Raw genomic sequence first — 23,809 nt, forward strand, 5'->3', positions numbered from 1 at the left:
GCGCCTTCACGTCACGATCACCGCATGGGCGGAATGCGGTACGCGGTGGCAACGGTGCTGGCCGTCGCGGTGCTCGCTGGCTGCGGCGACGACCCACCGCCACGCGGCCGCGTCACGACACCCGTCGCCGGCGCGGTCCCGGTGGCGGCCGAGGCCTTCGCCAGCGAGTACGGGGTCCGGATCGGGATCACGGTCAGGTACGCCGAGGACCGGGTGCTGGACGACGTGCGACTGATGTGGGCGGGCGGCAGCACCCCGGGCTCGTCGTACCCCATCGACGTCGGCTACGACAGCGACCATCCACCGGAGCCGGTCCCCGTGGCTGCCGGCACCCAGGTGCTGCTCGAGGGCACGGTCCTCGCGCCCTGCCCGGACACCCCGTCGACCCTGGTGTTCGAGGTCCGATCGACCGGGGCCGGCGGGCCCTGGACCGATCGCTACCTGGTCGACGACGAGGACACCCTCGGGCCGGCCTTCGCGGCCTGGTGCCGCCGCTCGCCGACGCTCTGGGCCGCCGGAACCCGCATGACGCCGGACGGTGACTACCGGCTGACCGTCGCGATCTCCAATCCCGGACCGAAGGCGGTGCGCCTGGAGTCGGCGGCCGTCACGGACGGCGACACGTCCTGGCGTGCCGCGGAGGTCGTCGTACCGGCGGGAGCGATCGAGAGCCTCACCATCCGCGGGCACGGGGCTTCCCCATGCCCGATCGCGCCGCCGTGGGACGACGATCACCTCCTGCTCGACGGGCGTCCGGTCCGCCCCACCGTCGACGACTGGTGCTGATCCTTCGGCACTCAGGCCGAGGCGCGGACCGCCGGCACCAGGGCGAGCGCCCGCTCGACGACCAGGTCGACCACCCGTGCGTGCGGGCCGATGACGTCGGCGACGACGACGGCACCGGCGGCGAGGGCGTCGTGGCGGGCCTTGCGGTGGAAGTGGCCCGTGGCGAGTAGGTACGGCGACACGGCGTCGCCGGCGCGCACCACCTCCGCGAGCCGCGGGCCGCGTCCGGACAGCGTCGCGAGCCGGACCGGCGCGCCCCAGGCGTGGGCAAGCAGGTGGGCGGCGGCGTCGAGGTCGGCGGAGGCTGCGGGGTCGGTGGAGCCGGCAGCGACCATGACGACCGGCCGGCCGGGACTGGCGCCGGCCGCGCGGAGCCGGTCGACCTGCGCGGCGGCGATCAGCCGGTCGGGGCCGAGCGAGCGGCCGAGCCGGACGTCGTCGCGGTCGGCGGCGGTTACGGCGGCGGGCAGGTCCTGGCGCAGGTGGTAGCCGGTCGACAGCAGCAGCGGCACCGCCACCGCGGGGGTGTCGACGGTCGCGACCACGTCGGCGAACAGCGGCGCGCACAGCTCGACGTACGCCGTCGTGGCCTCCCACCCGAGCCGCCGCGCGGCCGCCGACGTGAGCTCGCGGGCGACCTCGTTGCCGGCAGCGGTGCGGGTGCCGTGAGCGACGGTGACCAGGTGCGGCGTCACGGGGCGACCGCCAGGCGGTAGCCGCGTTTCACGACGGTCTGGATGCAGCGAGTGCCGAGAGCGGCGCGCAGACGGGCCACGGCCATCTCGACGGCGTGCTCGGAACCGGCGGTGCCGGACGGCAGGGCGGTGAGCAGGTCGCGGCGGGAGACGACGGTGCCGGGGTTGACGAGCAATGCCTGCAGGACGGCGTACGGCGCGGGCGAGAGCTTGACCTCGACGCCGTCGAGGAGCACGGCGTCGCCGTGCAGGAGCAGGGTGTGGCCGGCGACGTCGAGACTGGTACCGCCCGCGCGGGACGGGAGCTCGACCTCGAGCTGCTTGACCATCGCGGCCAGCCGCGAGCGCTCGGGGTAGATCGAGGGCACGCCCCACATCTCGAACGCGGCCGCGGTCACCGGTCCGACGCAGGCGGCGATCACGTCGGCCTGGAAGGCGCTGACCACCTCGTCGCGGTGGCCGGTCGACGTCGCGGCCTCCATCATCGCGGCGATCGCCGGCGCGGCGGTGAAGGTGACCGCGTCGACACGGCGCTCGGCGATGTCCTCGATCAGGCCGAACATCGGCTCGGGGTCGGCGGCGCCCTCGACCCGGTAGACGGCGACGGTGGTGACGTCGGCGCCGAGGCGGCGCAGCGCGTGGGCGGCCATCGACAGCGACTGGCCGTGCTCCTGGACGACGATCCGCAGGCCGGTGAGGTCACGGCCGCGCAGGTGCGCGAGGACGTCCTCGAACTCCTCCGACTCCGGGGACCACAGCTCGCGCAGCCCGAACCGGCGCAGCGCGCCGACGCTCTTCGGGCCGCGGGCCAGGATCTCCGCGCCTCCCAAGTGCTTGGTCAGGTCGTCGAGCAGGCCCCAGCGCTCCGCCGCGCCGAACCAGGACTTCAGACCGATGCCGGTCGTGGCGACGAAGATGTCGACCGGTTGATCGAGCACGTGCTTGGTGGCGGCGAGCAGGGCGGTCTCGTCGATCCGGTTGGGGTCGACGGACAACGCCGGGGCGTGCACCACGGTCGCACCGCGCCGCTCCAGCAGCGCGATCTGCTCCTCCGCGCGGCGCGCCGCGGTCACGCCGATCCTGAAGCCGGACAGGGGCTGGTCGCTCACGAATCGATTGTCTCGTGCCGCGCGCCCACGACCACCATGCCGTCGACCACACGGACGTTCCAGGTCGGTACGACGACCGCCGGGTCGTCGAGGCAGGCCCCGGTCCGCAGGTCGAAGCGCTGCTTGAGCAGCGGGCTCGCGACGAACGGCACCTCGTCGTCTCCGCGGGTCCCGACGATGCCGCGGGAGAGCACGGACGCCTTGCCGAACGGGTCGAAGTTGGAGAGCGCGAAGACCTGGTCGTCGTACGTCCGGAAGACCGCGACTGCCTCGCCGTCGACGAGCGCGGCGACCCCGGACTCGCGGGCGATCCGGTCGAGCGGGCAGATCGCGGTGCCGTGCGTCTCGATACGCTCGCTGGCCCTCGCTACTCGACGAGCTTGGGTCGTGGTCATCACGGGGCTCCTACCGGGATCGAGGCACCCAGCGACACCGGGCCGTCGGGGAGGTCGGCACGGATCTGGCCACGCTCCTCCCGGAAGGTGATGTTGGGGTCGGGGGTGCCGGGGGCGTTGACGAAGGACACGAAGCGGGCGAGCTTCTCGGGGTCCTCGATGGTGGCCTTCCACTCGTCGAAGTAGGAGTCGACGTGACGGTCCATGCTGCTCTCGAGCTCGGACCCGAGGCCCAGCGAGTCGTCGACGACGACCTCGCGGACCCGCTCCAGGCCGCCGATCTCGTCGAGCCAGGTGGAGGTGCGCTGGAGCCGGTCGGCGGTGCGGATGTAGTACATGAGGAACCGGTCGAGGTAGCGGATCAGCTCGTCGCGGGACAGGTCGCCGGCGAGCAGCTGGGCGTGGGCGGGGACGGCGCCGCCGTTGCCGCCGACGTAGAGGTTCCAGCCCTTCTCGGTGGCGATCACGCCGAAGTCCTTGCCGCGGGCCTCCGCGCACTCGCGGGCGCAGCCGGAGACGCCGCCCTTGAGCTTGTGGGGCGAGCGCAGCCCGCGGTAGCGCAGCTCGAGCTCGATCGCCATGCCGACGGAGTCCTGGACGCCGTACCGGCACCAGGTCGACCCCACGCAGGACTTCACGGTCCGCAGGGACTTGCCGTAGGCGTGGCCGGACTCCATGCCGGCGTCGACCAGGCGCTGCCAGATCGCCGGCAGGTCCTCCATCCGGGCGCCGAACAGGTCGATCCGCTGGCCGCCGGTGATCTTCGTGTAGAGCCCGTAGTCGCGGGCGACCTCGCCGATCACGATCAGCTTGTCGGGCGTGATCTCGCCGCCCGGGATGCGCGGGACGACCGAGTAGGTGCCGTTCTTCTGCAGGTTGGCGAGGTACGCGTCGTTGGTGTCCTGCAGCGTCGCGTTGGCGCCGTCGAGGACGTGGTGGTTGAGCAGGCTGGCCAGGATCGAGGCGACAGCGGGCTTGCAGATGTCACATCCGCGTCCCTTGCCGTGGCCCTCGACGATGTCGTCGAACCGGTTGTAGCCGTGGACGGCGACGACCTCGAACAGCTCCTGGCGGGTCATCGCGAAGTGCTCGCACAGCGACTTGTCGACGACCTTGCCGACGGACGCGAAGTGGTCCTCGACGATCTTCTTCACGACCGTCTTGCAGGAGCCGCAGGTGGATCCGGCCTTGGTGCAGGCGGTCACGCACGACGGGCTGTCGCAGCTGCCGCCGTCCGAGACGGCCGCGACGATGTCGGCCTTGGTGACGTTGTTGCACGAGCAGACCTGCGCGTCGTCGGGCAGCAATGCGGTGGTCGAGCCTGTCGCAACCCCACCACCGCGGGCGGCCGGGAGGATCAGCTCCTCCGGGTTGTCGGGCAGCTCGATGCCGGAGCCGACGAGCGGGCGCAGCACGCCGTACGACGACGCGTCGCCGACCAGAATGCCGCCCAGCAGCTCGTAGCCGCCGCTCGCGAGCTCCTTGACGACGAGCTTCTTGTAGACGCCGGCCACCGCGTCGGCGTACACGACCTCGAGGGCGTCCTCGTCGGTGGCGAAGGCGTCGCCGAACGAGGCGACGTCGACTCCGAGCAGCTTGAGCTTTGTCGACATGTCGGCACCAGTGAACGCGCCGGCCTCGCCGCCGAGCAGCGCGTCGACGACGACCTCGGCCATCGTGTAGCCGGGCGCGACCAGGCCGTACATCCGCCCCCCGGGGGCGGCGCACTCGCCGATCGCCCAGATGTGCTCGTCGCTGGAACGGCAGTGCTCGTCGACCAGGACACCGCCCCGCTCCGCGATGTCGAGGTCGGCCGCGCGGGCGAGCGCGTCACGGGGACGGATGCCGGCGGAGAAGACGACGAGGTCGACGTCGAGCGGGTTGCGGTCCTTGAGCGCGAGACCGGTGACCTTGTCCTTGCCGAGCACCGCCTCGGTCATCGCGCCGGTGTGCACCGTGAGGCCGAGGGTCTCGATGTGCCGGTTGAGCGTCGAGCCGCCGGCGTCGTCGATCTGCACCGCCATCAGCCGCGGCGCGAGCTCGACGACGTGGGTCTCCAGGCCCAGCTGGTGCAGCGCGTTGGCCGCCTCCAGGCCGAGCAGGCCGCCGCCGATCACCGCGCCGACCTTGGCCCTCTTCGACGCGGCCCGGATCGCCTCGAGGTCCTCGATGGTGCGGTAGACGAAGACGTTCTTGAGGTCCTTGCCCGGCACCGGCGGCACGAACGGGAAGGCGCCGGTCGCGAGCACCAGCTCGTCGTAGTGCAGGTCCTCGCCGCTGGCGAGCGTGATCACCCGCTGGCGCGGGGAGATCGCCACGACCTCGGCGCCCAGGCGCAGGCGGACCCGCGGGTCGTCGTACGCACCGCCGGGGAGGAAGGACAGCGCCTCCGCGCCGCGCTCGAAGAAGGAGGTGAGGGCGACGCGGTCGTACGCCGGGCGCGGCTCCTCGCCGAGGATCGTGATGTCGTGGGTCTCGGTGAGCCCGCGCTCGATCGCCGCCTGCACGAAGCGGTGGCCGACCATGCCGTGGCCGACGACCACCAGTTGCTTGCGCTGGTTCATGTCTCATGAGCCTTTCGTGACGAGGGCGGGGCGGCTGCTGAGCAGCTGTCGGACGGTGCTGGCGCAGCCACCGCAGCCGGTGGTCGCGCGGGTGGTGTCGCGGACCTGCTCGAGCGAGGAGCAGGCGCGGATCCGGCCGGCGGTGACGCCGGCGCAGGCGCACACCTCGGCGTCGTCGGGCAGGACGACGGCGCCGCTGGCGCCGTCCTTGGCTCGTTCGGGCAGGAGGAGGTCGCCGGGCTCGTGGGGCCCGAGGACGGTCTGCCGGTCGAAGTGCTGGGTGATCAGGCCGACCCGGGACAGGTCGCCGACCAGGGTGGCGGCGACGATCCGGCCCTCGCGCACGACGAGGCGCCGGTGCGATCCCGACACCGGGTTCGCGACCTCGACCACCTCACCACCGGCGGCGATCTCGGCCTCCGCGTCCCCGAGCACGGCGACGTCGAGGTCGGTCGCCCGCAGCCGGGCGACGATGCGCGCGCCGTCGTACTTCACCGCCTCGTCGCAGAGGATGCCGGCGAGGATGCCGGCCTGCTCCCACGCGGGCGGCACGAAGCCGGTGGTGCGGCCGTCGTGCTCGACGCAGTCGCCGAGGGCGTGGACGGACGGGTCGGTGACGCTGGCGAGGCGGTCGTCGACGACGATGCCGCGGCGGACCTCGAGCCCGGCTCCGCGGGCCAGCGCCGTCGAGGGCCGGCCGCCGGCGGTGAGCACGACGAGGTCGGTGTCGAGGGTGAAGCCGTTGTCGAGGCGGAGCGCCGGTCCGGTGGGGCCTTCGACGAGGCGGACGGCGCGGGCGCCGGTGTAGACGGCGACGCCGAGCTTCTTCAGGTCGCGGGCGAGGATCTTTGCGGCGGGGGCGCTCAGCTGCTGGTGGAGCAGGTGGTCGGCGCCCTCGACGACCTCGGTCTCGATGCCGCGCACGCCGAGGGCGCGGGCGACCTGGAGGCCGAGCAGGCCGCCGCCGACGACGACGGCACGGCGGCTGTAGGGCAGCGCGGAGAGCAGCCGCTGGCAGTCGCCGAGCGAGCGGAAGGCGTGCACGGCCTCGTGCAGGGAGCCGTCCATCCGGACCAGGCCGCGGATCGGCGGGAGCGAGGGGATGCTGCCGGTGGCGAGCACCAGGACGTCGTACTCCACCAGGGTGCCGTCGACGAGCATCACGTCCTTGCGCTCCCGGTCGACGCCGAGGACGCGGGCGCCGAGACGCAGGTCCACGCCGTTCTCCGCGTACCAGGCGGCGTCGCGCAGGGTCAGCGCCTCGGGACGGTGGGTCCCCTCGAGGACGGCGGACAGCAGGATCCGGTTGTACGGCGCGGTGTCCTCGTCGCCCAGGACGGTGATGTCCAGACCACCGCTGGTCGAGCTTGTCGAGACCGCCTTCCGGGCGACGAGCTCCTCGACCAGCCGGGTCGCGGCCATGCCGGAGCCGACGACGACGAGCCGCGGTCGCGGCAGGTCGGAGTGCGGTCGGCTGGTCATGGATCCATCGAACGACAGCGAGGTTTCGCAGCCGTGTGCTCGTGTTGCACGCAGATGTCAACGAGTCCTCACGGCCTCACCGACCGCACGGGATCACAACTTCATTGTCCCTTCATGGAGCCCGACCTAGCGTCGATGGTGTGCTGAAGCCCACCCCGCGCCGCACCCGGCCCACCCGGACGACGTACGTCGCCGGCACGGTCGCGTTCCTCGCGTGGCTCCCGTTCCTGTGGGTGCCGCTGGCCTCCGACGAGGCCGGTTTCCTCATGCTGGGGCGGCAGTGGTCGCCGGGCAGCTCGCTGTACGGCGACTACTGGGTCGACCGGCCGCCGCTGCTGCTGTGGCTGTTCCGGCTCGCCGACCTCGGCCCGGAGACGCTGCACTCCGACGGCCTGATCGCGCCGGGCGTGAAGCTGCTGGGCGCGGTGGCGAGTGCGGCGACGGTGCTGCTGGCGGGGATGCTGGCCGCCCGGGTCGCGCCCCGCAACTCGCGCTGGACCGCCCACCTGGCGCCGGTGCTCGCGGCCGCGCTCCTCGCCAGCCCGCTGCTCGGGATGCCGGAGACCGATGGCGAGGTGCTGGCGGTGCCGTTCGTGCTGCTGGGCGTCCTCGCCCTCGTCACGTCGCTGACGGGCACGGCGGACCGGCGTGCGCTGCTGCTGGCGGCCGGGGCAGGTGCGGCCGCGGCGTGTGCCGCACTGGTGAAGCAGAACATGATCGACGTCTTCGTCCTCGCGGTCGTGCTGCTGCCGTTGTCGCGCGGCCGGGTCCCCGACCTGCGCCGGCGGGCGGCGGCCTTCGCCGGTGGCGCGGCGGCAGTCGTGGCCGTCGTCGTCGCGTCCTCGGCAGCCATCGGGACCTCGCCCGCCGAGCTCTGGGACGCGGTGGTCACCTTCCGGCTCCAGGCCTCGGCCGTGATCGGGTCGTCCGCATCGCCCGCCACGTCGGAGCGCTTCATCGCCGTGCTGACGGCGTTCCTCGCCAGCGGCGCGGCACTGACCCTGCTCGTCACCGGCTTCCTCGCGGCCCGCACCGCGTGGCGCCGCGGCCCCCGGTCCGCACCCCTGCGGGTCGCGGCGCTCGCCATGGTGGCTTGGGAGCTGGTCGGCGTTGCCGCGGGCGGCAGCTACTGGCTGCACTACCTGACCGGCCTGATCCCCGGCGTGGTGCTGCTCGCGAGCCTGGTCCGGCCGACCGGCTGGCGACGCTGGGCCCTCGCCACCTGCCTCGGCCTCACCGTGCTCGGCACCCTGGGCGCCTGGGGACACGAGCTCGCCGTACCCGTCGACGACGCGATCGGCCGCGACGCCAGGGTGGCCGACTACCTGCGCACCCACGGCGATCCCGGCGACGGCGTCGTGGTGGCCTTCGGGCGCCCCGACATCGTCGCGGCCGCCGGACTCGACAGCCCGTACCAGTACCTGTGGAGCCTCCCCGCCCGCGTCCGCGACCCCCACCTGACCGACCTGCAGGCCGTCCTCTCCGGCGCCGACGCACCGCGCTGGGTCGTCGTGTCCGGCAGCAGCATCTCCGGCTGGGGCATCACGGCCCCGGCGGAGCTGCAGACCTGGTTCGAACACCACTACACCGAGCAGGCGTCGTTCGGCGACCTGCACGTCTGGAGCCGACGATGAGCACCTTCCTGCCCGCTCCCGCGTCCCTGCGCTGCGTCGCCGTCGTGCCGACGTACGACGAGGCGTCGACGATCCTCCCGCTGCTCGACCGGCTCGCGGCCGTGCGTCGCGGTCCGGGAGCGCCGCACCTCGACGTGCTCGTCGTCGACGACAGCAGCCCCGACGGCACCGGGGACCTGGTCCGCACCCACCCCGGCCACGGCGACTGGCTCCACCTGGTCACCCGGGTCGCGAAGGACGGCCTCGGGGCGGCGTACCGCGCGGGCTTCTCGTACGCCGTGGACGACGGCTACCACGCCGTGATCCAGCTCGACGCCGACGGATCGCACCCGGTCGAGGAGATCCCCGCGATGCTGGCCCTGCTCACCGACCACGACGTCGTCATCGGGTCACGCTACGTCCCCGGCGGGGGCGCCGAGGGCTGGCCGGTACGCCGGCGGGTCCTGTCGCTGGGCGCGAACACCTATGCCCGGCGGGCTCTCCGGCTGCGCACCCGCGACGCGACCTCCGGCTTCCGGGCCTGGCGGGTGGGCGCGCTGCTGCGCTGCGACGTGCTCCGCACCGAGTCGAACGGCTACGGCTTCCAGGTCGAGAACACCTGGCACGCCGAGCGCCGCGGCCTGCGGGTCGTGGAGCACCCGATCACGTTCACCGAGCGGGTCGCCGGTGCGTCGAAGATGACCGTCGATGTGGCGCGTGAGGCGGCGGTGCTGATCGCCCGGTGGCGGTGGGCGGAGCTGCAGGCCGCCCATCCCGCGCTCAGACCAGCAGCTCCGCCGCACACACCTTGAACTCCGGCATCCTGCTGGACGGGTCGAGCGCGTCGTTGGTGAGCCGGTTGACGCCGACCCAGTGGAAGGGCACGAACACCGTGTCGGGCCGGATCGTGGTGACGACGCGGGCCGGTGCCTTCATCTCCCCACGTCGGGTTCGGACGAGCACCGGCTGACCGTCGACGGCGCCGATCCGTTCGGCGAGCATCGGGTGCAGCTCGACGAACGCGCCGTCGTCGGCGAGCTCGCGGATCCGCCGCGTCTGGGCGCCGGACTGGTACTGCGCGAGCACGCGGCCGGTCGTCAGGTGCAAGGGGTACGACGGATCGGGCGCCTCGGCGGGGCCGGCGTACTCCGGCACGACGAAGCGGGCGCGGCCGTCCGGGGTGGGGAACCCGTCGGCGAACATCCGCGGGGTGCCAGGGTGCTCGGGGGTGGGACACGGCCAGAACACCCCCTTCTCGTCGGCGATCCGCTGGTAGGTGATGCCGGCGTAGTCGGCCTTCCCGCCGGCGGACGCGCGGCCGAGCTCCTCGAAGATGGCCTCGGGGTCGGTGGCGAACTCGATCGGGGAACCCAGCCGCGACGCGAGTCCGGCGATCACGTCCAGGTCGCTGCGCACGCCCTCGGGCGGAGTGATCGCCTGCTGGCGCAGGATCACGCGCCCCTCCAGGTTGGTCATCGTGCCGGTCTCCTCGGCCCACTGCGTGACGGGCAGGACGACATCGGCGAGCGCTGCGGTCTCGGACATCACGATGTCGCAGACGACGAGCAGGTCGAGCGACTCGAGGCGTTGCGTGATCCGGGTGGCGTTGGGCGCGCTGACCACGATGTTCGAGGCGTGCACGAGCAGCGCCTTCGGGCCGTCGTCCGTCCCCAGGGAGTCGAGCAGCTCGTACGCCGACCTTCCCTTGCCCGGGAGCGAGTCCGGCGAGACGCCCCACACCCCGGCGACGTGCTCGCGGGCCGCGGGGTCGTCGATCATCCGGTACCCGGGCAGCTGGTCGGCCTTCTGCCCGTGCTCGCGCCCGCCCTGGCCGTTGCCCTGGCCGGTGAGGCAGCCGTAGCCGGCGTACGGCTTGCCGGGCATGCCGAGCGCGAGGGCGACGTCGATCCAGCCGAGGACGGTGGCGGTGCCCTGGGCGTGCTGCTCGGCACCGCGGGCGGTCAGCACCATCACGCGGCCAGCGCCGGTGAGCAGCGCGACGAGGGCACGCAGCTCGTCGGTGGCGATGCCGGTGACCCGCTCGACGCGCTCGGGCCACCACGAGGCGGCGGCGCGTCGTACGTCGTCGAACCCGGTGGTCCGTGCCGCGACGTAGGCCTCGTCGACGGCGCCCTGCGCGTCGATCAGGTGCAGCACGCCCAGCGCGAGGGCGAGATCCGTGCCGGGGACCGGCTGGAGGAAGAGGTCCGCGCGCTCGCCCGTCGGGGTGAGGCGCGGGTCGATGACGACGACCTTGCCGCCGTTCTCGCGCAACCGGTCGAGGTGGCGCGCGGCCGGCGGCATGGTCTCGGCGAGGTTCGAGCCGACGAGGACGACCACGTCGGCCTGCTCGACGTCGGCCAGGGGGAAGGGCAGGCCCCGGTCGACGCCGAAAGCCTGGTTGCCGGCGCTGGCGGCCGAGCTCATGCACCAGCGGCCGTTGTAGTCGATCTGACTGGTGCCGAGGGCGACCCGCGCGAACTTGCCCAGCTGGTAGGCCTTCTCGTTGGTGAGCCCGCCGCCGCCGAAGACGGCGACCGCGTCGTTGCCGTGGGCGGCCTGCAGGACCGCGATCCGCTGCGCGATCAGGTCGAGCGCCTCGTCCCATTCGACGGCACGCAGCTCGCCGGTCGCGCGGTCACGCACCAGCGGCGACGTGAGCCGCTCCCGGCTGCCACGCAGCCCACCGGCCGTCCAGCCCTTGCGGCACAGCGCGCCCTCGTTGACCGGGAACTCCTCCCAGGCGCCGATCTCGATGCCGGCCCGGCCCTTGCGGGAGATCTGCATGCCGCACTGCAGGCTGCAGTAGGGGCAGTGGGACTGCGTCGGGCCGGTCATGACGTCCATTCCACGAGACCCGCGTTGCACATCGGGAGCGTGCCGGCGACGCCCGCGTCAAGGACTCCTCACGGTCTCACGAGCCGGGCCGCGGTCCGTCGTACCTCCGGGGGGATGAGACGGTGGGAACTTGTCGGAGAGGTCCCACCACTTGCGTCGGGCCTCTCCTGTGAACGTCTGGAGGAGTGACCCCGTGAACGACCTGAACCCGACCCTGCAGCCGGTCTTCGACGAGATCCTGGCCCGGAACCCCGGCGAGGCCGAGTTCCACCAGGCGACGCGCGAGCTGCTGGACAGCCTGGGTCCGGTCGTCGCACGGCACCCCGAGTACACCGACGCCGCGATCATCCGCCGCGTGTGCGAGCCGGAGCGGCAGATCATCTTCCGGGTGCCGTGGGTCGACGACGCGGGCCAGGTCCAGCTCAACCGCGGCTTCCGCGTCGAGTTCAACTCCGCGCTGGGGCCGTACAAGGGCGGCCTGCGCTTCCACCCGTCGGTCTACCTCGGCATCGTCAAGTTCCTCGGCTTCGAGCAGATCTTCAAGAATGCCCTCACCGGCATGCCGATCGGCGGCGGCAAGGGCGGCTCGGACTTCGACCCGAAGGGTCGCAGCGACGCCGAGATCATGCGCTTCTGCCAGTCCTTCATGACCGAGCTGTACCGCCACATCGGCGAGTACACCGACGTCCCCGCCGGCGACATCGGCGTCGGCGGCCGCGAGATCGGCTACCTGTTCGGGCAGTACAAGCGGATCACCAACCGCTACGAGTCGGGCGTCCTGACCGGCAAGGGCATCGGCTGGGGCGGTTCGCTGGTCCGCACCGAGGCCACCGGGTACGGCACCGTGTTCTTCGCCAACGAGATCCTCAAGGCCCGCGGCAGCTCCTTCGAGGGCAAGACCGTGGTCGTGTCCGGCTCGGGCAACGTCGCGATCTACGCCGCCGAGAAGGCCGCCGCGCTGGGGGCTCTGGTCATCGCCTGCTCCGACTCGAGCGGGTACGTCGTCGACGAGAAGGGACTCGACCTCGACCTGCTGAAGGAGGTCAAGGAGGTGCGGCGCGAGCGGCTGTCGTCGTACGCCGAGGCCCGGGAGTCGGCCCGCTTCGTGGCTGACGGGGCGGTCTGGGACGTGCCGTGCGACATCGCGCTCCCCTGCGCCACCCAGAACGAGCTGGACGGCGACCACGCACTCACGCTGGTCCGCAACGGCTGCACGGTCGTCGCCGAGGGCGCCAACATGCCCTGCACCCCCGAGGCCGTGAAGGTGTTCGCCGGGGCCGGCGTCGCGTTCGCGCCGGGCAAGGCAGCCAACGCCGGCGGTGTCGCGACCAGCGCGCTGGAGATGCAGCAGAACGCCTCGCGCGACTCCTGGTCCTTCGCGCACACCGAGGAGCGGCTCGAGCAGATCATGGTCGGCATCCACGCCCGCTGCCTCGAGACCGCCGACACGTACGGCGCTCCGGGCAACTACGTCGCCGGCGCCAACATCGCGGGCTTCATCCAGGTGGCCGACGCGATGCTGGCCCTCGGCGTCATCTGAGTGCGGAACGGTTCAACTACCGAATTGGTCGCGACCAGGCCGGTCTGACGACGAATTCGGTAGTTGCACCGCGCACGGGCTCAGCTGAGCGCGCCGCCGTAGCTGGGCAGCCGCAGCTTGCGCTCGTAGTCACCGCCGACGAAGTCGGTGCTGCGGTTGCCGACGTTGAGGACGAACGTCCAGCCCTGCGCGGCGTACTGAGCGCGGCAGCGCTGCTTGCCGTCGGCGATCGCCTCACCGTGGCGACGCCCGCAGATCCCGTCGTGGTGGTACCCGGCCGCGTCGAGGGCGTTCGTCACGTTGGCGAGGCTGTCCTCGAAGCGGCCGGTGACGAAGACGACCGCCATGCCGCGGCTCTCGGCCTTCCTGGTGAGCTTGAGGGTCCGCTTGATCGGCGCGGGCCAGGCGTAGTGGGTGGCCAGGGAGGTGTTGTCGATGTCGAGCACGACGGCCAGGCGCTTCTCGCCGCTGGCCGCCCGCTCCGTGAGGTAGGCGCCCGGGCGCTTCTTCGCGTAGACGGCCCGGACGTCGGCCTGCCACTGGGCCGCTGAGGGCAGCGGCCCCATGGCTGTGCTCCCCGCGCTGCCGGCCGCGGTGGCCGGCGACGCGGGGAGCAGGATCAGCAGGAGGACGAGTGCCAGGGTGCGCATCGCCCCATTCCAGCAGAGCAGTCAGAGCCCGAGCCCGGCGTACCCCCGCTCGGCCTTGGCGGCGGACGGCTTCCGCAGGAAGACCGTCCAGGTGACGAGCGTGCAGGCCACGTAGAAGCAGGTGAACACGACGAAGGCGGCCTTCGTGGCGGCCAGCGGGTCGGTCACCCACGGGGAGCCGAACGTGATCGGGATGAGGAATCCGCCGATCGCGCCGACGGCGCCGATGATGCCGACCGCGGCCGACGACCTCTTCGTGCCGTCGAGCAGCGCGAGCTCGCGCTCGGGGGTGCCGGCGGCGGTGGCGCGCTCGGCGTCGGTGCGGAAGATCGCCGGGATCATCTTGTACGTCGAGCCGTTGCCGATGCCGGTGCAGGCGAAGACGAACAGGAAGATGCCGAGGAACAGCGGGAACACGTCGGCGTTGGACTCGACCGCGGTGCGCACGGCGTCGGGGAACTGGAACGCGGCGGGGTCGGCGGCGATCTTCGCGAGGGTCGCCTTGTCGGGAGCCGGCGGGAGCGGCTCGAGCATGCCGAGGGTCACCAGGATGCCGAGCGTGCCGAGCACCATGCCGCCGAACGCCATCAGCGTGATCCGGCCACCGCCGAACCGGTCGGCGAGGTAGCCGCCGAGCGGGCGGGCGACGGAGCCCACGAGCGCACCGAGGAAGGCGTAGAACGCGAAGTTGATGCCGATGCCGTGCACCGCGGGGACCGGCTGGCGCCAGAAGTTGAGCTTGATGAGCAGGGGCATGGCTGCGGAGTAGCCGATGAACGAACCGAAGGTGCCGATGTAGAGGAACGACATCACCCACGTGTACCTGTGCTTGAGCACGCTCAGCTGCTGGCGGGTGTCGGTCTTCGCGTTGGAGAGGTTGTCCATCCGGAAGCAGGCGGCCAGCACGGCCACGACAGCCAGCCCGGCGTACACGAACGCGGCGCGCTCGAGGTGGATCCCGCCCTCGCTGGCCTTCACCAGGCCGAAGATGCCGGCGCCGCCCACGATCACCGGCAGGAAGAACTGGATGATCGCGACACCGAGGTTGCCGCCGGCCGCGTTGAGGCCGAGCGCCGAGCCCTTGAGGCGGGCGGGGTAGAAGAAGTTGATGTTCGCCATCGAGCTGGCGAAGTTGCCGCCGCCGAAACCGGCGGTCGCGGCGATCACGCAGAAGACGGCGTACGGCGTGCCGGGCTGGGTGACGAACCAGGCGAAGCCCAGGGTCGGGACGAGCAGGAGGCCGGCGCTGACCATGGTCCAGTTCCGCCCGCCGAACGTGCCGACCGCGAGGGTGTAGGGCACCCGGATCAGCGCTCCGACGAGGTTCGGGATCGCGACGAGGAAGAACAGCTGCTGGGGCGTGAAGGTGAAGCCCTGGGCGAGCAGGAACGCCGAGCTGACGCTCCAGATCAGCCACACCGAGAAGCCGAGGTGCTCGGCGAAGATCGACCAGATCAGGTTGCGCTTGGCGATCGGCGCGCCGGTCTCCTCCCAGAACTGCCTGTCCTCCGGGCGCCAGTCGTCGATCCAGCGACCCTTCCGTCGGCGGAGGGGTGCTTCGGGTGCGCGGGCGGCGAGGTCGCCACCGCTGGGACTGGTGAGGGTCATCTCAGGCTCCTGGCGGGCAGAGGTCCGGTTGTTGTCCCTGAGCCTGTGCCTCCGCGGTTTCGGCGCGATGTGCCTGCAGATTTCGTCTCGTCAACTCCGTCTCACGGGCTCACGCGCCTCACGGGATCACGGTTGTGGAGAGCGCGCGGGGTCTGTGTCGGACCCCGCGATGAGGGTCGGGTTCGCTTCTCCGTCTCGGGAGTTGCGTGCACACTGGAGGAGACCGATGTGTCGATTCGTCAGGATTCAGCGATGGATGTCGCCTACGCGGAGCGCTTTGAGCGAATCCCCATGTCCCGGGACGAGTTCGATCGGATACCCGAGAAGGTTCGGGCGGAGTACGTCGACGGGGTCGCGCTCGTGACGCCACCGGCGCGCGGCGAACACAACCACGTGGGCGTCAATCTCGTCGTGGTGCTGCGTCAGGCCTTCCCCGACGCGTTCTTGACCTATGAGCGAGGGCTCGAACTCCCCACCGGCTCGCTCCGCGTCCCCGACCTGGCCCTGCAGGTCGAGCGCGACGACGAGTGGTGGTCACCCTCAGTCCCTGTGCTCGTCGTGGAGATCCTCTCGCGATGGACCCGCGACGAGGATCTCTTCCGCAAGACCGACGACTACCGTCGGGCCGGCATCGCGCACTACTGGATCGTGGACCGGACGGCCCGCACGCTCACGGTCCTGGTCAACGCCAGCGAGCACTGGGACATCGGCCTGTCGCTCACCGACGAGAGTCCGACGGGGACGGTCGAGGTCGCCGACCTGGGCCCGGTCGAGCTCGACCTGCCGGCGCTACTGGCCTGACGAAGCGAATCCGCGAGCGGTCAGCAGTGCCTGCTCGCGGTCCAGGAAGATGAACTGCGCCAGCTTCTCGGCGATGCTCGTGCGCAGCTCGACGAGCGGGCCTCGGGTGCACCCGAGGCGCTCGAGGAGGCTGACCGACGCGGCGTTGCGGGCGTCGGGCTCGAACACGAGCCGGCGGCAGCCGGGCAGGTGGGCGACGAGGTCGAGCCCGGCGGCGATGACGTCGGGGGTGCGGCCGGCGCGGCGCGGGTCGTCGGCCAGGAAGAGGTGGACACCGACGTCGCCGGGGGCGCGGTCGTACCACTGGCCGATCTCGTCGACGGCGGGGTCGTAGGTCTGCAGCAGTCCGAGGGGGTGGTCGTCGGAGAGGAGGAGGTACGCCGCGAGGTGGGCCTGGTCGTGGATGTACGCGTAGACCAGCGCGACGTCCTCGACCGAGTGGTCTGTCATGCCCCAGAACTCCGCGCGCGGCTGGGTCACCCAGGCGTGCAGGAGGGCCGCGTCGGCGGCGGGGTCGACGGGGCGGACGGTGATGCTCATGGCTGCTCCAGGGGGTGGTTCACGGGGAGGGTGCCGCCGGCGGCCCAGGTGGTCTGCTGGTCGTGGTGGTGCGGGGACGCCGGGTCCCCGGATGCGCCGAGCGGGACGACCCAGCGGCTGTCACCGGCGAGGTCCCAGACCCAGCGGGCGACGGGGCCGTGCACGCAGGCGCCGGTGCCACCGAGCGCGCGCGTGGCGAGGACGCAGTCGTCGTCGCCGGACAGGGGGACGGAGGGCGGCGCGGTGCCGTCGGGTGCGGGCAGGCCGAGCTGCTGGTGCGGGGTGAGGGGTACGACGACGTGGTCGGCCCCCCACGGCGCGGGCTCCGGCTGCGCTGCGACCTGCTCGAGCGCAGCGGCCACGACCTGCAACGCGTCGACGCCGAACGGCTTCTCGGCCGTGAGGATCGTGGGCAGGCAGAGGCGGAGCCGGCTGCGCAGGTCGAACCACGGCGCGAACAGCTCCCCGTGCGGCGACCCGTCGACGCCGGCGAGCGCGGGGGTGGCGTGCAGGCTCTCGACGACGGCGGCGCGGACCCGGGCGAAGAGGGCGGCGTCCACACTGTCGGCCGCCATCCGGCGGTCCCAGGCGAGCAGACGATCGCGGAGTGTGGCGGCCGGTCCGGTGAGGTCGAGGAGGGAGGTGATGGTGTCGAGGAGGGCGGCACCTGCGGTCTGACGGTCGTCGGCGAGGACGGCGGCGACGGCCTCGGAGGTGAGCGGTCCGTCGGCGGCGAGGTCGTCGAGGAGGCCGCGGATCCGGCGGGCGCGGTGGGGCGGGGCGAAGTCGGTCCCGACCCGCTCGAAGGCCGGGGTGGCGCGGTCGTTGGCGGTGACGAGCACCGGCCCCGTCCGCCGCGGCAGGCCGGTGACCCAGCCGCCGGTCCAGCGGCGGTCGGCGTCCCGCTCGGGGATCCGGCCGACGACGCGGTGCTCGGTCGCGCCGTGCCGGTCGCCGACGACCAGGTTGTCGACCGGTCCCACCCAACCGGCGAAGGCGCTGGTGACGTCGGCGGTCGTGCGGGCGCGCAGCAGCGGGAGGATCGCGTCGAGGCCGAGGTCACCGAGGACGTAGGCCGGCGTGCGCAGGCTGTAGGTCTCCGGCTCCCCCGGCCCGCCGAGCACGACCGGTCCGCGGTCGGTGACCAGGACCTCGACCTCGTGCACGTCGTACCGGTCCTCGCCGACCAGGATCCGCACCTGCTCGACCCGCCGCGCGACGGGCCCCCAGCCCGACGTACCGCGGGCGATGACGGCGTCCTGGTGGCGGACCAGCTCTTCGGCGTACACGTCCTCGTCGTCGGCCACGGCGTTCGTGATCCCCCAGACGACGTCACCGGCGTGGCCGAAGTGCTGGACCCCCGGGACGCCGACGAAGGTCAGGCCGGCGACGTCGAAGGGGTCGTCGGGGTCGGTGCAGACCAGTCGGACCTGGGCGTAGCAACCGGGCGCCTCGATCACCCGGTGCGGGTCGCCGGCGACGATCGGGAGCCCGCTCGCCGTGAGCGAGCCGTCGACGACGAGGGCATTGCTGCCACCGGGCAGGCCCTCGGCGCGGAACAGCGGGAGCGACTCCTCGCCGGCGGTCGCGGCGAGGTGCTTGCGCCAGAGCTGGCTGGGGAAGCCGGAGAAGAGCAGGTGCTGCACGGCGAAGACGGCAAGGGGCGTCCACGGGCGCCAGGGGCGGTCGACGACCTCGTTGACCCCGTCGACGTACGCGTCGACGAAGGTGCGGCTCTCCGGTGACAGCGCGGCATACGCCCGGCGGGCGAGGTCGACGAGCAGTGCGCGGCGGGCCAGGACGTCCCACTCCAGCGCGGTCACGCCGAACAGCTCGGCGCAGGTCCCCTCGGCCCGGCGGCGCTCGACCTCGAGCTGCCAGGCCCGGTCCTGGGCGGTGGCTCGGCCCTGCTCGCGGGCCACCTCGAGCACGGAAGCCCCGACGACACGGGGGATTCCGTGGACGTCACGGACGATCACGGCTGCACCGCGACCGGGTTGGCCAGCGTCCCGGCGAAGATGAGCGACTCGGCCTGGTCGGTCAGGTCGACCATCTGCAAGGTGTTGCGCAGCTGGAGCCGGTTGAGGCAGCTGTGCCGGAACTCGGGCCGCAGCAGGTCGTACGACGCCGCCGCCTCCGCGAGCTCGGGGTGGTCGGCCGCGTGCTCCTCGATGGTGGCGCGGGCGATCGCCCAGAACTCCGCGGCCGGCAGCGTGCCGTCCTCGTCGAGGATCGCGGCGACGAAGCGCAGCACCCCGTCGAACACGTCGGTGTGGATCGCGAGCGCCTTGACGTCGTCGGGGAAGTCGCCGCGGATCCGCTCGACCTCGGCGGGCAGCGGCACGTCGCCCATCACGGCGACCTCCTCGCCGATGTCCTTCATGAACGCGCCGACCGGGATGTGGTCGCGCAGCCGCAGCAGGAGGTTCTCGCCGTGCGGCATGAAGGCCAGGTCGTAGGCGTAGAGGCAGTGCACGAGCGGGCGGAGGTACGCGCGGAGGTACGCCCGGACCCAGGTCGCCGCGTCGACCGGCGACGCCTTGATCCAGGCGGTGACGAGCGCGTCGCCGGCGGCGTCGCGGTGCAGCAGCGCGGCCATGGTGGTCAGCTGCTCGCCGTCGGGGGTGCGCGGGACGGGGCTCTCGCGCCACAGCGCCGCGATCATCTTCCGGTACGGCGACGGGCCGGCCGTGCGGTGGAAGGCGTCGCCGGTGTACCCGATCGCCGCCAGCTCGCGGAGCACCTCGAAGCCGCAGTCCTGCAGCTCCCCGTCAGCACGAACGAGGGAGGCGACCCAGTCGTTGATGGCCGGCGTCGCCGCCATGTACGCAGGCGAGAGCCCGCGCACGAAGCCCATGTTCTGGATGGCGAGCGCGGTCTTCACGTAGTGCCGCTCGGGCCGGCTGGCGTTGAAGAACGTCCGGATCGACTGCTGCGGGTGGTGGTCGTCGTCGCCCTCGCCGAGGTGGACGAGGTCGCGGCGCGCGACGTCGGGAGAGAAGGTGATCGCCAGCTTGTGCTGCCACTGCCACGGGTGGACCGGCAGGTAGAGGTAGTCGTCCGCGTCCAGGCCGAGGGCGCGGAGCCGGCCGGCGAAACGATGGCGTGCGCCGGGCGCCAGCTCGCCGTCGTACAGCCCGGCCTCGGAGCCGTCCGCGACCAGCGAGAGATGGGTCAGCGAGCGACGGGCGGCCAGCCAGTGCAGCCGGACGGACTGCCCGGTCTCGGGGGCGTAGGCGCGGTAGTCGTCGAGGCTGAACCCGATCCGCCCGTTGTTGGCGACGAACGCGGGGTGCCCCTCGGTCATCGCGGACTCGATCTCCTGGTACCCCGCGTCGACCAGCCCGGCGACCGGGAGACTGCGGCGCCGCAGCTTCCAGGCGCCGGCGGCGAGGGTGGAGGCGATCTCCTCGAGGTACGTCGGCAGCAGCTGGTCCGGGATGCCGAGCGTGGGCGCCAGCTCGGCGATGAGCTCCTGCGCGTCGGGGTGGGCCGGGGCGCCGTCACGAAGCCGCTCGATCGAGGCGGGGTCGACGACCCAGTGGTCGAGCAGGTGCCGTCGCGCCGTGAAGGTGTACGACGACGGGCTGGCCTCGACCCGCCACCGCTCCTCGCCCGGGACGGGCGCGGGGGCGATCAGCCGCTCGTGCGCGAGCTCCCCCAGCGCCTTGGCCACCAGGTGCCGCTGGGCGCGGTCCATCAGGTCCGGCGCGAGGTGGTCGGCCGAGCGCGTGGTCTCGAACGCCGCGCGGGTGCACACCGAGAGCATCGCGGTCTTGCCCGGCAGTGGGATCTCGCGGAGCTCGACGAAGCCCGCGGCCACGTTCTTGGCCCGGATCTTCGCGTTGCGGGCGTCCGGCTCGACGACGACCCGCTGCACGGCGGGGTCGGCGAAGCAGTGCTCCATCACCGCGTCGAAGACCGCCGTCGTGAGCCCCGCGAGCGCCGGGCCGGTCGGCGGCGCGACGAGGACGTGCATGCCCAGGTCGCCGGCGCGGACCTCGGGGAGGTCGGCCAGCAGGGAGTGCGCGGGGTCGTAGGTCTCGGCGAGGAAGGTCGGCCGGCCGTCGACCCGCCCCAGCCAGGCGTCATGGTGCGGATCGGACGCGATGCGCGCGTACTCGACGCGGACGTCGGCGCGGCTGGCGCCCTGCATCATCCAGTACGCCGAACGCGGGTGGGTGACCCAGGCACGGAGCAGGTCGAGGTCGCGCTCGACGTCGAGCGGCTCGAGGGTGATCTGCATTCAGCTCACCTCCGCCGGTCGTCGAGGAGGTTGCGCAGCAACCGTCTCGAGACGCAGGTGGTCGGGGACGCCGAAGGTCTGCACGGCGATCCGCTTCTCGATCGGGTACACCTCGCGGCCGAGCATGGCGGCGACGATGACCGAGTTCCGGTACGGGCCCATGCCGAGGTCCGGCGCGAGAAGGGAATGGGTGTGCTCCTCGGCGTTCTGCACGAAGACCTCGCCGCCGTTGACGTCGACCGAGTAGTCGGCGGCGACGTCGTAGCGGCCGCGGGCGTCGTACCGGATCCGGTCGCGGATGCCGTCGAGGAAGGCCGGCTGCGTGGGGGCGTACCCGGTCGCGAGCACCAGACCACCGGTCTGCAGGGAGAAGGGCTCGCCGGTCTCGACGTGGAGCAGGTCGAGCTCGCTGCCGCCACCCGGCAGCGGGCGGGCGGAGCTGACCTCGGTGTGCGTGAGCAGCGTGGTGCTCGGGCCGGTGCCGGTGACCCGCTGCTGGTAGTGCAGGTCGAAGATCGCGTCGACCAGGTCGCCGCTGATCCCCTTGAACAGGTGGCGCTGCTCGCGGGCCAGCCGGTCGCGGGTGTCGATCGGGAGGGCGCGGTGGTACTCGGCGTACTCCGGCGAGGTCATCTCGAGCGTGAGCTTGGTGTACTCCATCGGGAAGAACCGCGGGCTGCGCGTCAGCCACACCAGCTCGTAGCCGTGGTCGGGCGCCTCGGTGAGCAGGTCCTGGTAGATCTCGGCGGCGCTCTGGCCGCTGCCGACGATCGTGATCCGGTCCTGCTGCTGGAGCTCGGCCTTGCGGGCGAGGTAGTCGGCGGAGTGGGTCGCCCGGCCGTGCTCGAGGAGTGGGCGGAGCGGCTCGGGAACGCGCGGGGTGGTGCCGATGCCGAGGACCAGGCGGCGGGTGCGGTGCCGCTCGCCGGTGGAGGAGGTCACGACGTACGCCGTCCCGTCGTGCTCGACGCCGGTGACCTGCTGCCCGAACCGCACGGACGGCAGTCGCTCGGCGGCCCAGCGGCAGTAGTCGTCGTACTCCTTGCGCAGCGGGTAGAAGCTCTCCCGGATGTAGAACGGGTAGAGGTGGCCGGCCTGCTTGAGGTAGCTGAGGAACGACCAGCGCGAGGTCGGGTCGGCCATGGTGACGAGGTCGGCGAGGAACGGGACCTGGAGGGTCGCGTCGTCGAGCAGCATGCCGGGGTGCCAGGCGAACCGGTCGCGGGCCTCGAGGAAGACACCGTCGAGGTCGTCGCTGCTGCGGAGCGGATCGGTCAGGCAGGCGAGGCCGAGGTTGAACGGGCCGAGGCCGATGCCGACGAAGTCGTGCGTGATCACCGGGCCGCCTCCAGCTGCGCCGGTGCGAGCCGGGCACCCGTCTCCCGGACGAGGTCGAGGACCCCCGTGATGTCCTCGACCGTCGCCATCGGGTTGAGCAGGGTCAGCTTGAGGTGCTGCACCCCGTCGACCTTGGTGGCCGCGACCATCGCCCGACCCGAGGCGTACAGCGCCTCGCGGATCGCGTTGTTGAGCGCAGCGCTCTCCTTCTCCTCCAGCGGCGGCCCGTGCGGGACGTAGCGGAGGACGAGGGTGCTCAGCTCGGGGGCTGCGGCGAACCGGAGGTCGTCGGTGTCGCGGTGGGAGTCGTGGACGGCGGACGCGAGGTCGATCACCGCGTCGACGTACTGGCCGACGAGGTCGGGGCCCATCGTCCGCAGCGTCACCCACAGCTTGAGCGCGTCGAAGCGGCGCGTGGTCTGCAGGCTCTTGTCGACCTGGTTGGGGTTCGTGGCCTCGCGCGGGTTGAGGTAGTCGGCGTGCCAGGTCGCCGGGCGCAGCGTCGCGCGGTCGCGGACGATGATCGCGCTCGACGACACCGGCTGGAAGAACGTCTTGTGGAAGTCGATGGTCACCGAGTCCGCGCGCTCGATCCCCTGCAGCCTCGCCCGGCGGGTCGGGGAGACGAGCAGCCCGCCGCCGTACGCCGCATCGACGTGGAACCACGCGTCGTACGCCACGGCCAGGTCTGCGACCTGCTCGAGCGGGTCGATCGCGCCGAAGTCCGTGGTCCCGGCGGTGGCGACGATCGCCATCGGCCGCAGCCCGAGGTCGGCGCAGGCGGCGAGCGAGCGTTCCAGCGCAGCCGGGTCCATCCGGTGCCGCTCGTCGGTCGGCACGCTGACCACCGACTCGTCCCCGAGCCCGAGCAGCCGCGCGGACTTCTGCACCGAGAAGTGGCTCTCGGCCGACGCCAGGATCCGCAGCCGCTCGGCGGGGACCCGCTCGTGGCGGCCGCGGGCGAGCAGCAGCCCCTGCAGGTTGGACTGGCTGCCCCCGCTGGTGAACACCCCGTCCGCCTCGTCACCGAAGCCGATCCTGCGGGCGGTCCAGTCGATCAGCCGGCGCTCGATGAACGTCCCGCCGACGCTCTGGTCGAAGGTGTCGAGCGAGCTGTTGACCGACGCGACGAACAGCTCGGCCAGCAGCGCCGGCACGACGACCGGGCAGTTGAGGTGCGCGGCGTACGACGGCTCGTGGAACCAGACCGCGTCGTCGAGCCACAGCCGCGAGATCTCCGCGAGCACCTGGCCCGGGTCGTCGAGCGGCCGCTCGAGGTCGACCTCCGCGACCCGCTGCTCGGCCTCGTCGGGGCTCAGTCCCGTCGCGGGCCCGGCCACCCCCTTGAGCTGGCGCAGCAGGTGGTCGAGCCCCTCGCCGAGCGTCGCGGCGTAGTGGTCGGCGTGGTCAGGGTGGAACACGTGGTGCAGAGGGAGCTGGGGCACGGCAGGCACTCCTCGTCCGAGATCAGGTAAGCCTTACCTAAGCAGATCGGCGAAGGGGCGTGCCAGCCCCGTCTCGGGTGGCGCGCGTCACGTAGCGCTGTAACACGCCGTCCACCGCACTACTCGGCGGTTGTCAGCAGAAAGGCCGCGATTTCGGCC

Annotated in this window: 18 protein-coding genes; 5 read left to right on the plus strand and 13 right to left on the minus strand. The window is 72.4% G+C overall.

Annotated features, from left to right (window positions below; all coding sequences use genetic code 11):
* Window positions 1–24: 24 nt before the first annotated feature.
* Complete coding sequence (locus ACZYRU_RS20955) at window positions 25–786, plus strand: hypothetical protein (RefSeq protein ID WP_488959033.1); 762 nt, start codon at window positions 25–27, stop codon at window positions 784–786.
* An 11-nt stretch (window positions 787–797) separates the two neighbouring features.
* On the opposite strand, the gene ACZYRU_RS20960 is transcribed toward ACZYRU_RS20955, so the two are convergent.
* The 5 genes from ACZYRU_RS20960 to ACZYRU_RS20980 are packed head-to-tail and all read right to left on the minus strand — an operon-like array spanning window position 798 to window position 7,031.
* Window positions 798–1,481 carry a sirohydrochlorin chelatase gene (locus ACZYRU_RS20960; RefSeq protein ID WP_488959034.1) on the minus strand — a complete coding sequence of 228 codons (684 nt, stop codon included), beginning with the start codon at window positions 1,479–1,481 and terminating at the stop codon, window positions 798–800.
* Complete coding sequence (locus ACZYRU_RS20965; protein WP_488959035.1) at window positions 1,478–2,590, minus strand: uroporphyrinogen-III synthase; 1,113 nt, start codon at window positions 2,588–2,590, stop codon at window positions 1,478–1,480. The genes ACZYRU_RS20960 and ACZYRU_RS20965 overlap by 4 nt, the downstream gene beginning before the upstream one ends.
* A complete protein-coding gene (gene nirD, locus ACZYRU_RS20970) occupies window positions 2,587–2,985 on the minus strand; it encodes a nitrite reductase small subunit NirD (RefSeq protein ID WP_488959036.1) in 399 nt (132 codons plus the stop codon). The genes ACZYRU_RS20965 and nirD overlap by 4 nt, the downstream gene beginning before the upstream one ends.
* Complete coding sequence (gene nirB, locus ACZYRU_RS20975) at window positions 2,985–5,549, minus strand: nitrite reductase large subunit NirB (protein ID WP_488959037.1); 2,565 nt, start codon at window positions 5,547–5,549, stop codon at window positions 2,985–2,987. Before nirB ends, nirD begins: the two co-directional genes overlap by 1 nt.
* A gap of 3 nt (window positions 5,550–5,552) precedes the next feature.
* Window positions 5,553–7,031: an FAD-dependent oxidoreductase gene (locus ACZYRU_RS20980; protein WP_488959038.1), complete on the minus strand. Its 1,479-nt coding sequence runs from the start codon at window positions 7,029–7,031 to the stop codon at window positions 5,553–5,555.
* A 140-nt stretch (window positions 7,032–7,171) separates the two neighbouring features.
* Here ACZYRU_RS20980 and ACZYRU_RS20985 point away from each other — a divergent pair, with 140 nt between their 5' ends.
* Both ACZYRU_RS20985 and ACZYRU_RS20990 read left to right on the plus strand, forming a co-directional pair.
* Entirely contained in the window at window positions 7,172–8,665 is a 1,494-nt protein-coding gene (locus ACZYRU_RS20985; protein ID WP_488959039.1) for a hypothetical protein, read from the plus strand.
* Complete coding sequence (locus tag ACZYRU_RS20990) at window positions 8,662–9,456, plus strand: polyprenol monophosphomannose synthase (protein WP_488959040.1); 795 nt, start codon at window positions 8,662–8,664, stop codon at window positions 9,454–9,456. The genes ACZYRU_RS20985 and ACZYRU_RS20990 overlap by 4 nt, the downstream gene beginning before the upstream one ends.
* Here the strand turns inward: ACZYRU_RS20990 and ACZYRU_RS20995 are convergent.
* Window positions 9,425–11,482: a molybdopterin oxidoreductase family protein gene (locus ACZYRU_RS20995; RefSeq protein WP_488959041.1), complete on the minus strand. Its 2,058-nt coding sequence runs from the start codon at window positions 11,480–11,482 to the stop codon at window positions 9,425–9,427. The two genes, ACZYRU_RS20990 and ACZYRU_RS20995, sit on opposite strands and share 32 nt — an antisense overlap.
* Window positions 11,483–11,684: 202 nt before the next feature.
* Between ACZYRU_RS20995 and gdhA the strand changes: the two genes are divergently transcribed.
* Complete coding sequence (gene gdhA / locus ACZYRU_RS21000; RefSeq protein ID WP_488959370.1) at window positions 11,685–13,022, plus strand: NADP-specific glutamate dehydrogenase; 1,338 nt, start codon at window positions 11,685–11,687, stop codon at window positions 13,020–13,022.
* Window positions 13,023–13,102: 80 nt separating this feature from the next.
* On the opposite strand, the gene ACZYRU_RS21005 is transcribed toward gdhA, so the two are convergent.
* Both ACZYRU_RS21005 and ACZYRU_RS21010 read right to left on the minus strand, forming a co-directional pair.
* Entirely contained in the window at window positions 13,103–13,672 is a 570-nt protein-coding gene (locus ACZYRU_RS21005; protein ID WP_488959042.1) for an HAD family acid phosphatase, read from the minus strand.
* 21 nt (window positions 13,673–13,693) lie between these two features.
* The gene (locus tag ACZYRU_RS21010; RefSeq protein ID WP_488959043.1) at window positions 13,694–15,280 is read right to left on the minus strand and encodes an MFS transporter; all 1,587 of its coding nucleotides are present in this window, start codon (window positions 15,278–15,280) and stop codon (window positions 13,694–13,696) included.
* Between the two features lie 252 nt (window positions 15,281–15,532).
* Here ACZYRU_RS21010 and ACZYRU_RS21015 point away from each other — a divergent pair, with 252 nt between their 5' ends.
* Window positions 15,533–16,081, plus strand: a complete 549-nt coding sequence (locus ACZYRU_RS21015) for a Uma2 family endonuclease (protein ID WP_488959044.1) — start codon at window positions 15,533–15,535, stop codon at window positions 16,079–16,081.
* Here ACZYRU_RS21015 and ACZYRU_RS21020 read toward each other — a convergent pair.
* The 5 genes from ACZYRU_RS21020 to ACZYRU_RS21040 are packed head-to-tail and all read right to left on the minus strand — an operon-like array spanning window position 16,070 to window position 23,650.
* Window positions 16,070–16,621: a GNAT family N-acetyltransferase gene (locus tag ACZYRU_RS21020; protein WP_488959045.1), complete on the minus strand. Its 552-nt coding sequence runs from the start codon at window positions 16,619–16,621 to the stop codon at window positions 16,070–16,072. The genes ACZYRU_RS21015 and ACZYRU_RS21020 overlap by 12 nt on opposite strands.
* Complete coding sequence (locus tag ACZYRU_RS21025) at window positions 16,618–18,600, minus strand: penicillin acylase family protein (RefSeq protein WP_488959046.1); 1,983 nt, start codon at window positions 18,598–18,600, stop codon at window positions 16,618–16,620. Before ACZYRU_RS21025 ends, ACZYRU_RS21020 begins: the two co-directional genes overlap by 4 nt.
* Window positions 18,597–20,867, minus strand: a complete 2,271-nt coding sequence (locus ACZYRU_RS21030; protein ID WP_488959047.1) for a GNAT family N-acetyltransferase — start codon at window positions 20,865–20,867, stop codon at window positions 18,597–18,599. Before ACZYRU_RS21030 ends, ACZYRU_RS21025 begins: the two co-directional genes overlap by 4 nt.
* Complete coding sequence (locus tag ACZYRU_RS21035; protein ID WP_488959048.1) at window positions 20,868–22,205, minus strand: lysine N(6)-hydroxylase/L-ornithine N(5)-oxygenase family protein; 1,338 nt, start codon at window positions 22,203–22,205, stop codon at window positions 20,868–20,870.
* Window positions 22,202–23,650 (minus strand): pyridoxal phosphate-dependent decarboxylase family protein, encoded by a 1,449-nt coding sequence (locus ACZYRU_RS21040; RefSeq protein ID WP_488959049.1) that lies wholly within the window; start codon window positions 23,648–23,650, stop codon window positions 22,202–22,204. Before ACZYRU_RS21040 ends, ACZYRU_RS21035 begins: the two co-directional genes overlap by 4 nt.
* Window positions 23,651–23,809 lie beyond the last annotated feature (159 nt).

The sequence above is a fragment of the Nocardioides sp. F233 genome (assembly GCF_057813895.1).

Coding starts and splice junctions, on each gene's coding strand:
- ACZYRU_RS20955 (WP_488959033.1), top strand. CDS start 25: ATGGGCGGAATGCGGTACGCGGTGGCAACGGTGCTGGCCGTCGCGGTG.
- nirD (WP_488959036.1), bottom strand. CDS start 2,985: ATGACCACGACCCAAGCTCGTCGAGTAGCGAGGGCCAGCGAGCGTATC.
- nirB (WP_488959037.1), bottom strand. CDS start 5,549: ATGAACCAGCGCAAGCAACTGGTGGTCGTCGGCCACGGCATGGTCGGC.
- ACZYRU_RS20980 (WP_488959038.1), bottom strand. CDS start 7,031: ATGACCAGCCGACCGCACTCCGACCTGCCGCGACCGCGGCTCGTCGTC.
- ACZYRU_RS20990 (WP_488959040.1), top strand. CDS start 8,662: ATGAGCACCTTCCTGCCCGCTCCCGCGTCCCTGCGCTGCGTCGCCGTC.
- ACZYRU_RS20995 (WP_488959041.1), bottom strand. CDS start 11,482: ATGACCGGCCCGACGCAGTCCCACTGCCCCTACTGCAGCCTGCAGTGC.
- ACZYRU_RS21005 (WP_488959042.1), bottom strand. CDS start 13,672: ATGCGCACCCTGGCACTCGTCCTCCTGCTGATCCTGCTCCCCGCGTCG.
- ACZYRU_RS21010 (WP_488959043.1), bottom strand. CDS start 15,280: ATGACCCTCACCAGTCCCAGCGGTGGCGACCTCGCCGCCCGCGCACCC.
- ACZYRU_RS21015 (WP_488959044.1), top strand. CDS start 15,533: ATGGATGTCGCCTACGCGGAGCGCTTTGAGCGAATCCCCATGTCCCGG.
- ACZYRU_RS21020 (WP_488959045.1), bottom strand. CDS start 16,621: ATGAGCATCACCGTCCGCCCCGTCGACCCCGCCGCCGACGCGGCCCTC.
- ACZYRU_RS21030 (WP_488959047.1), bottom strand. CDS start 20,867: ATGCAGATCACCCTCGAGCCGCTCGACGTCGAGCGCGACCTCGACCTG.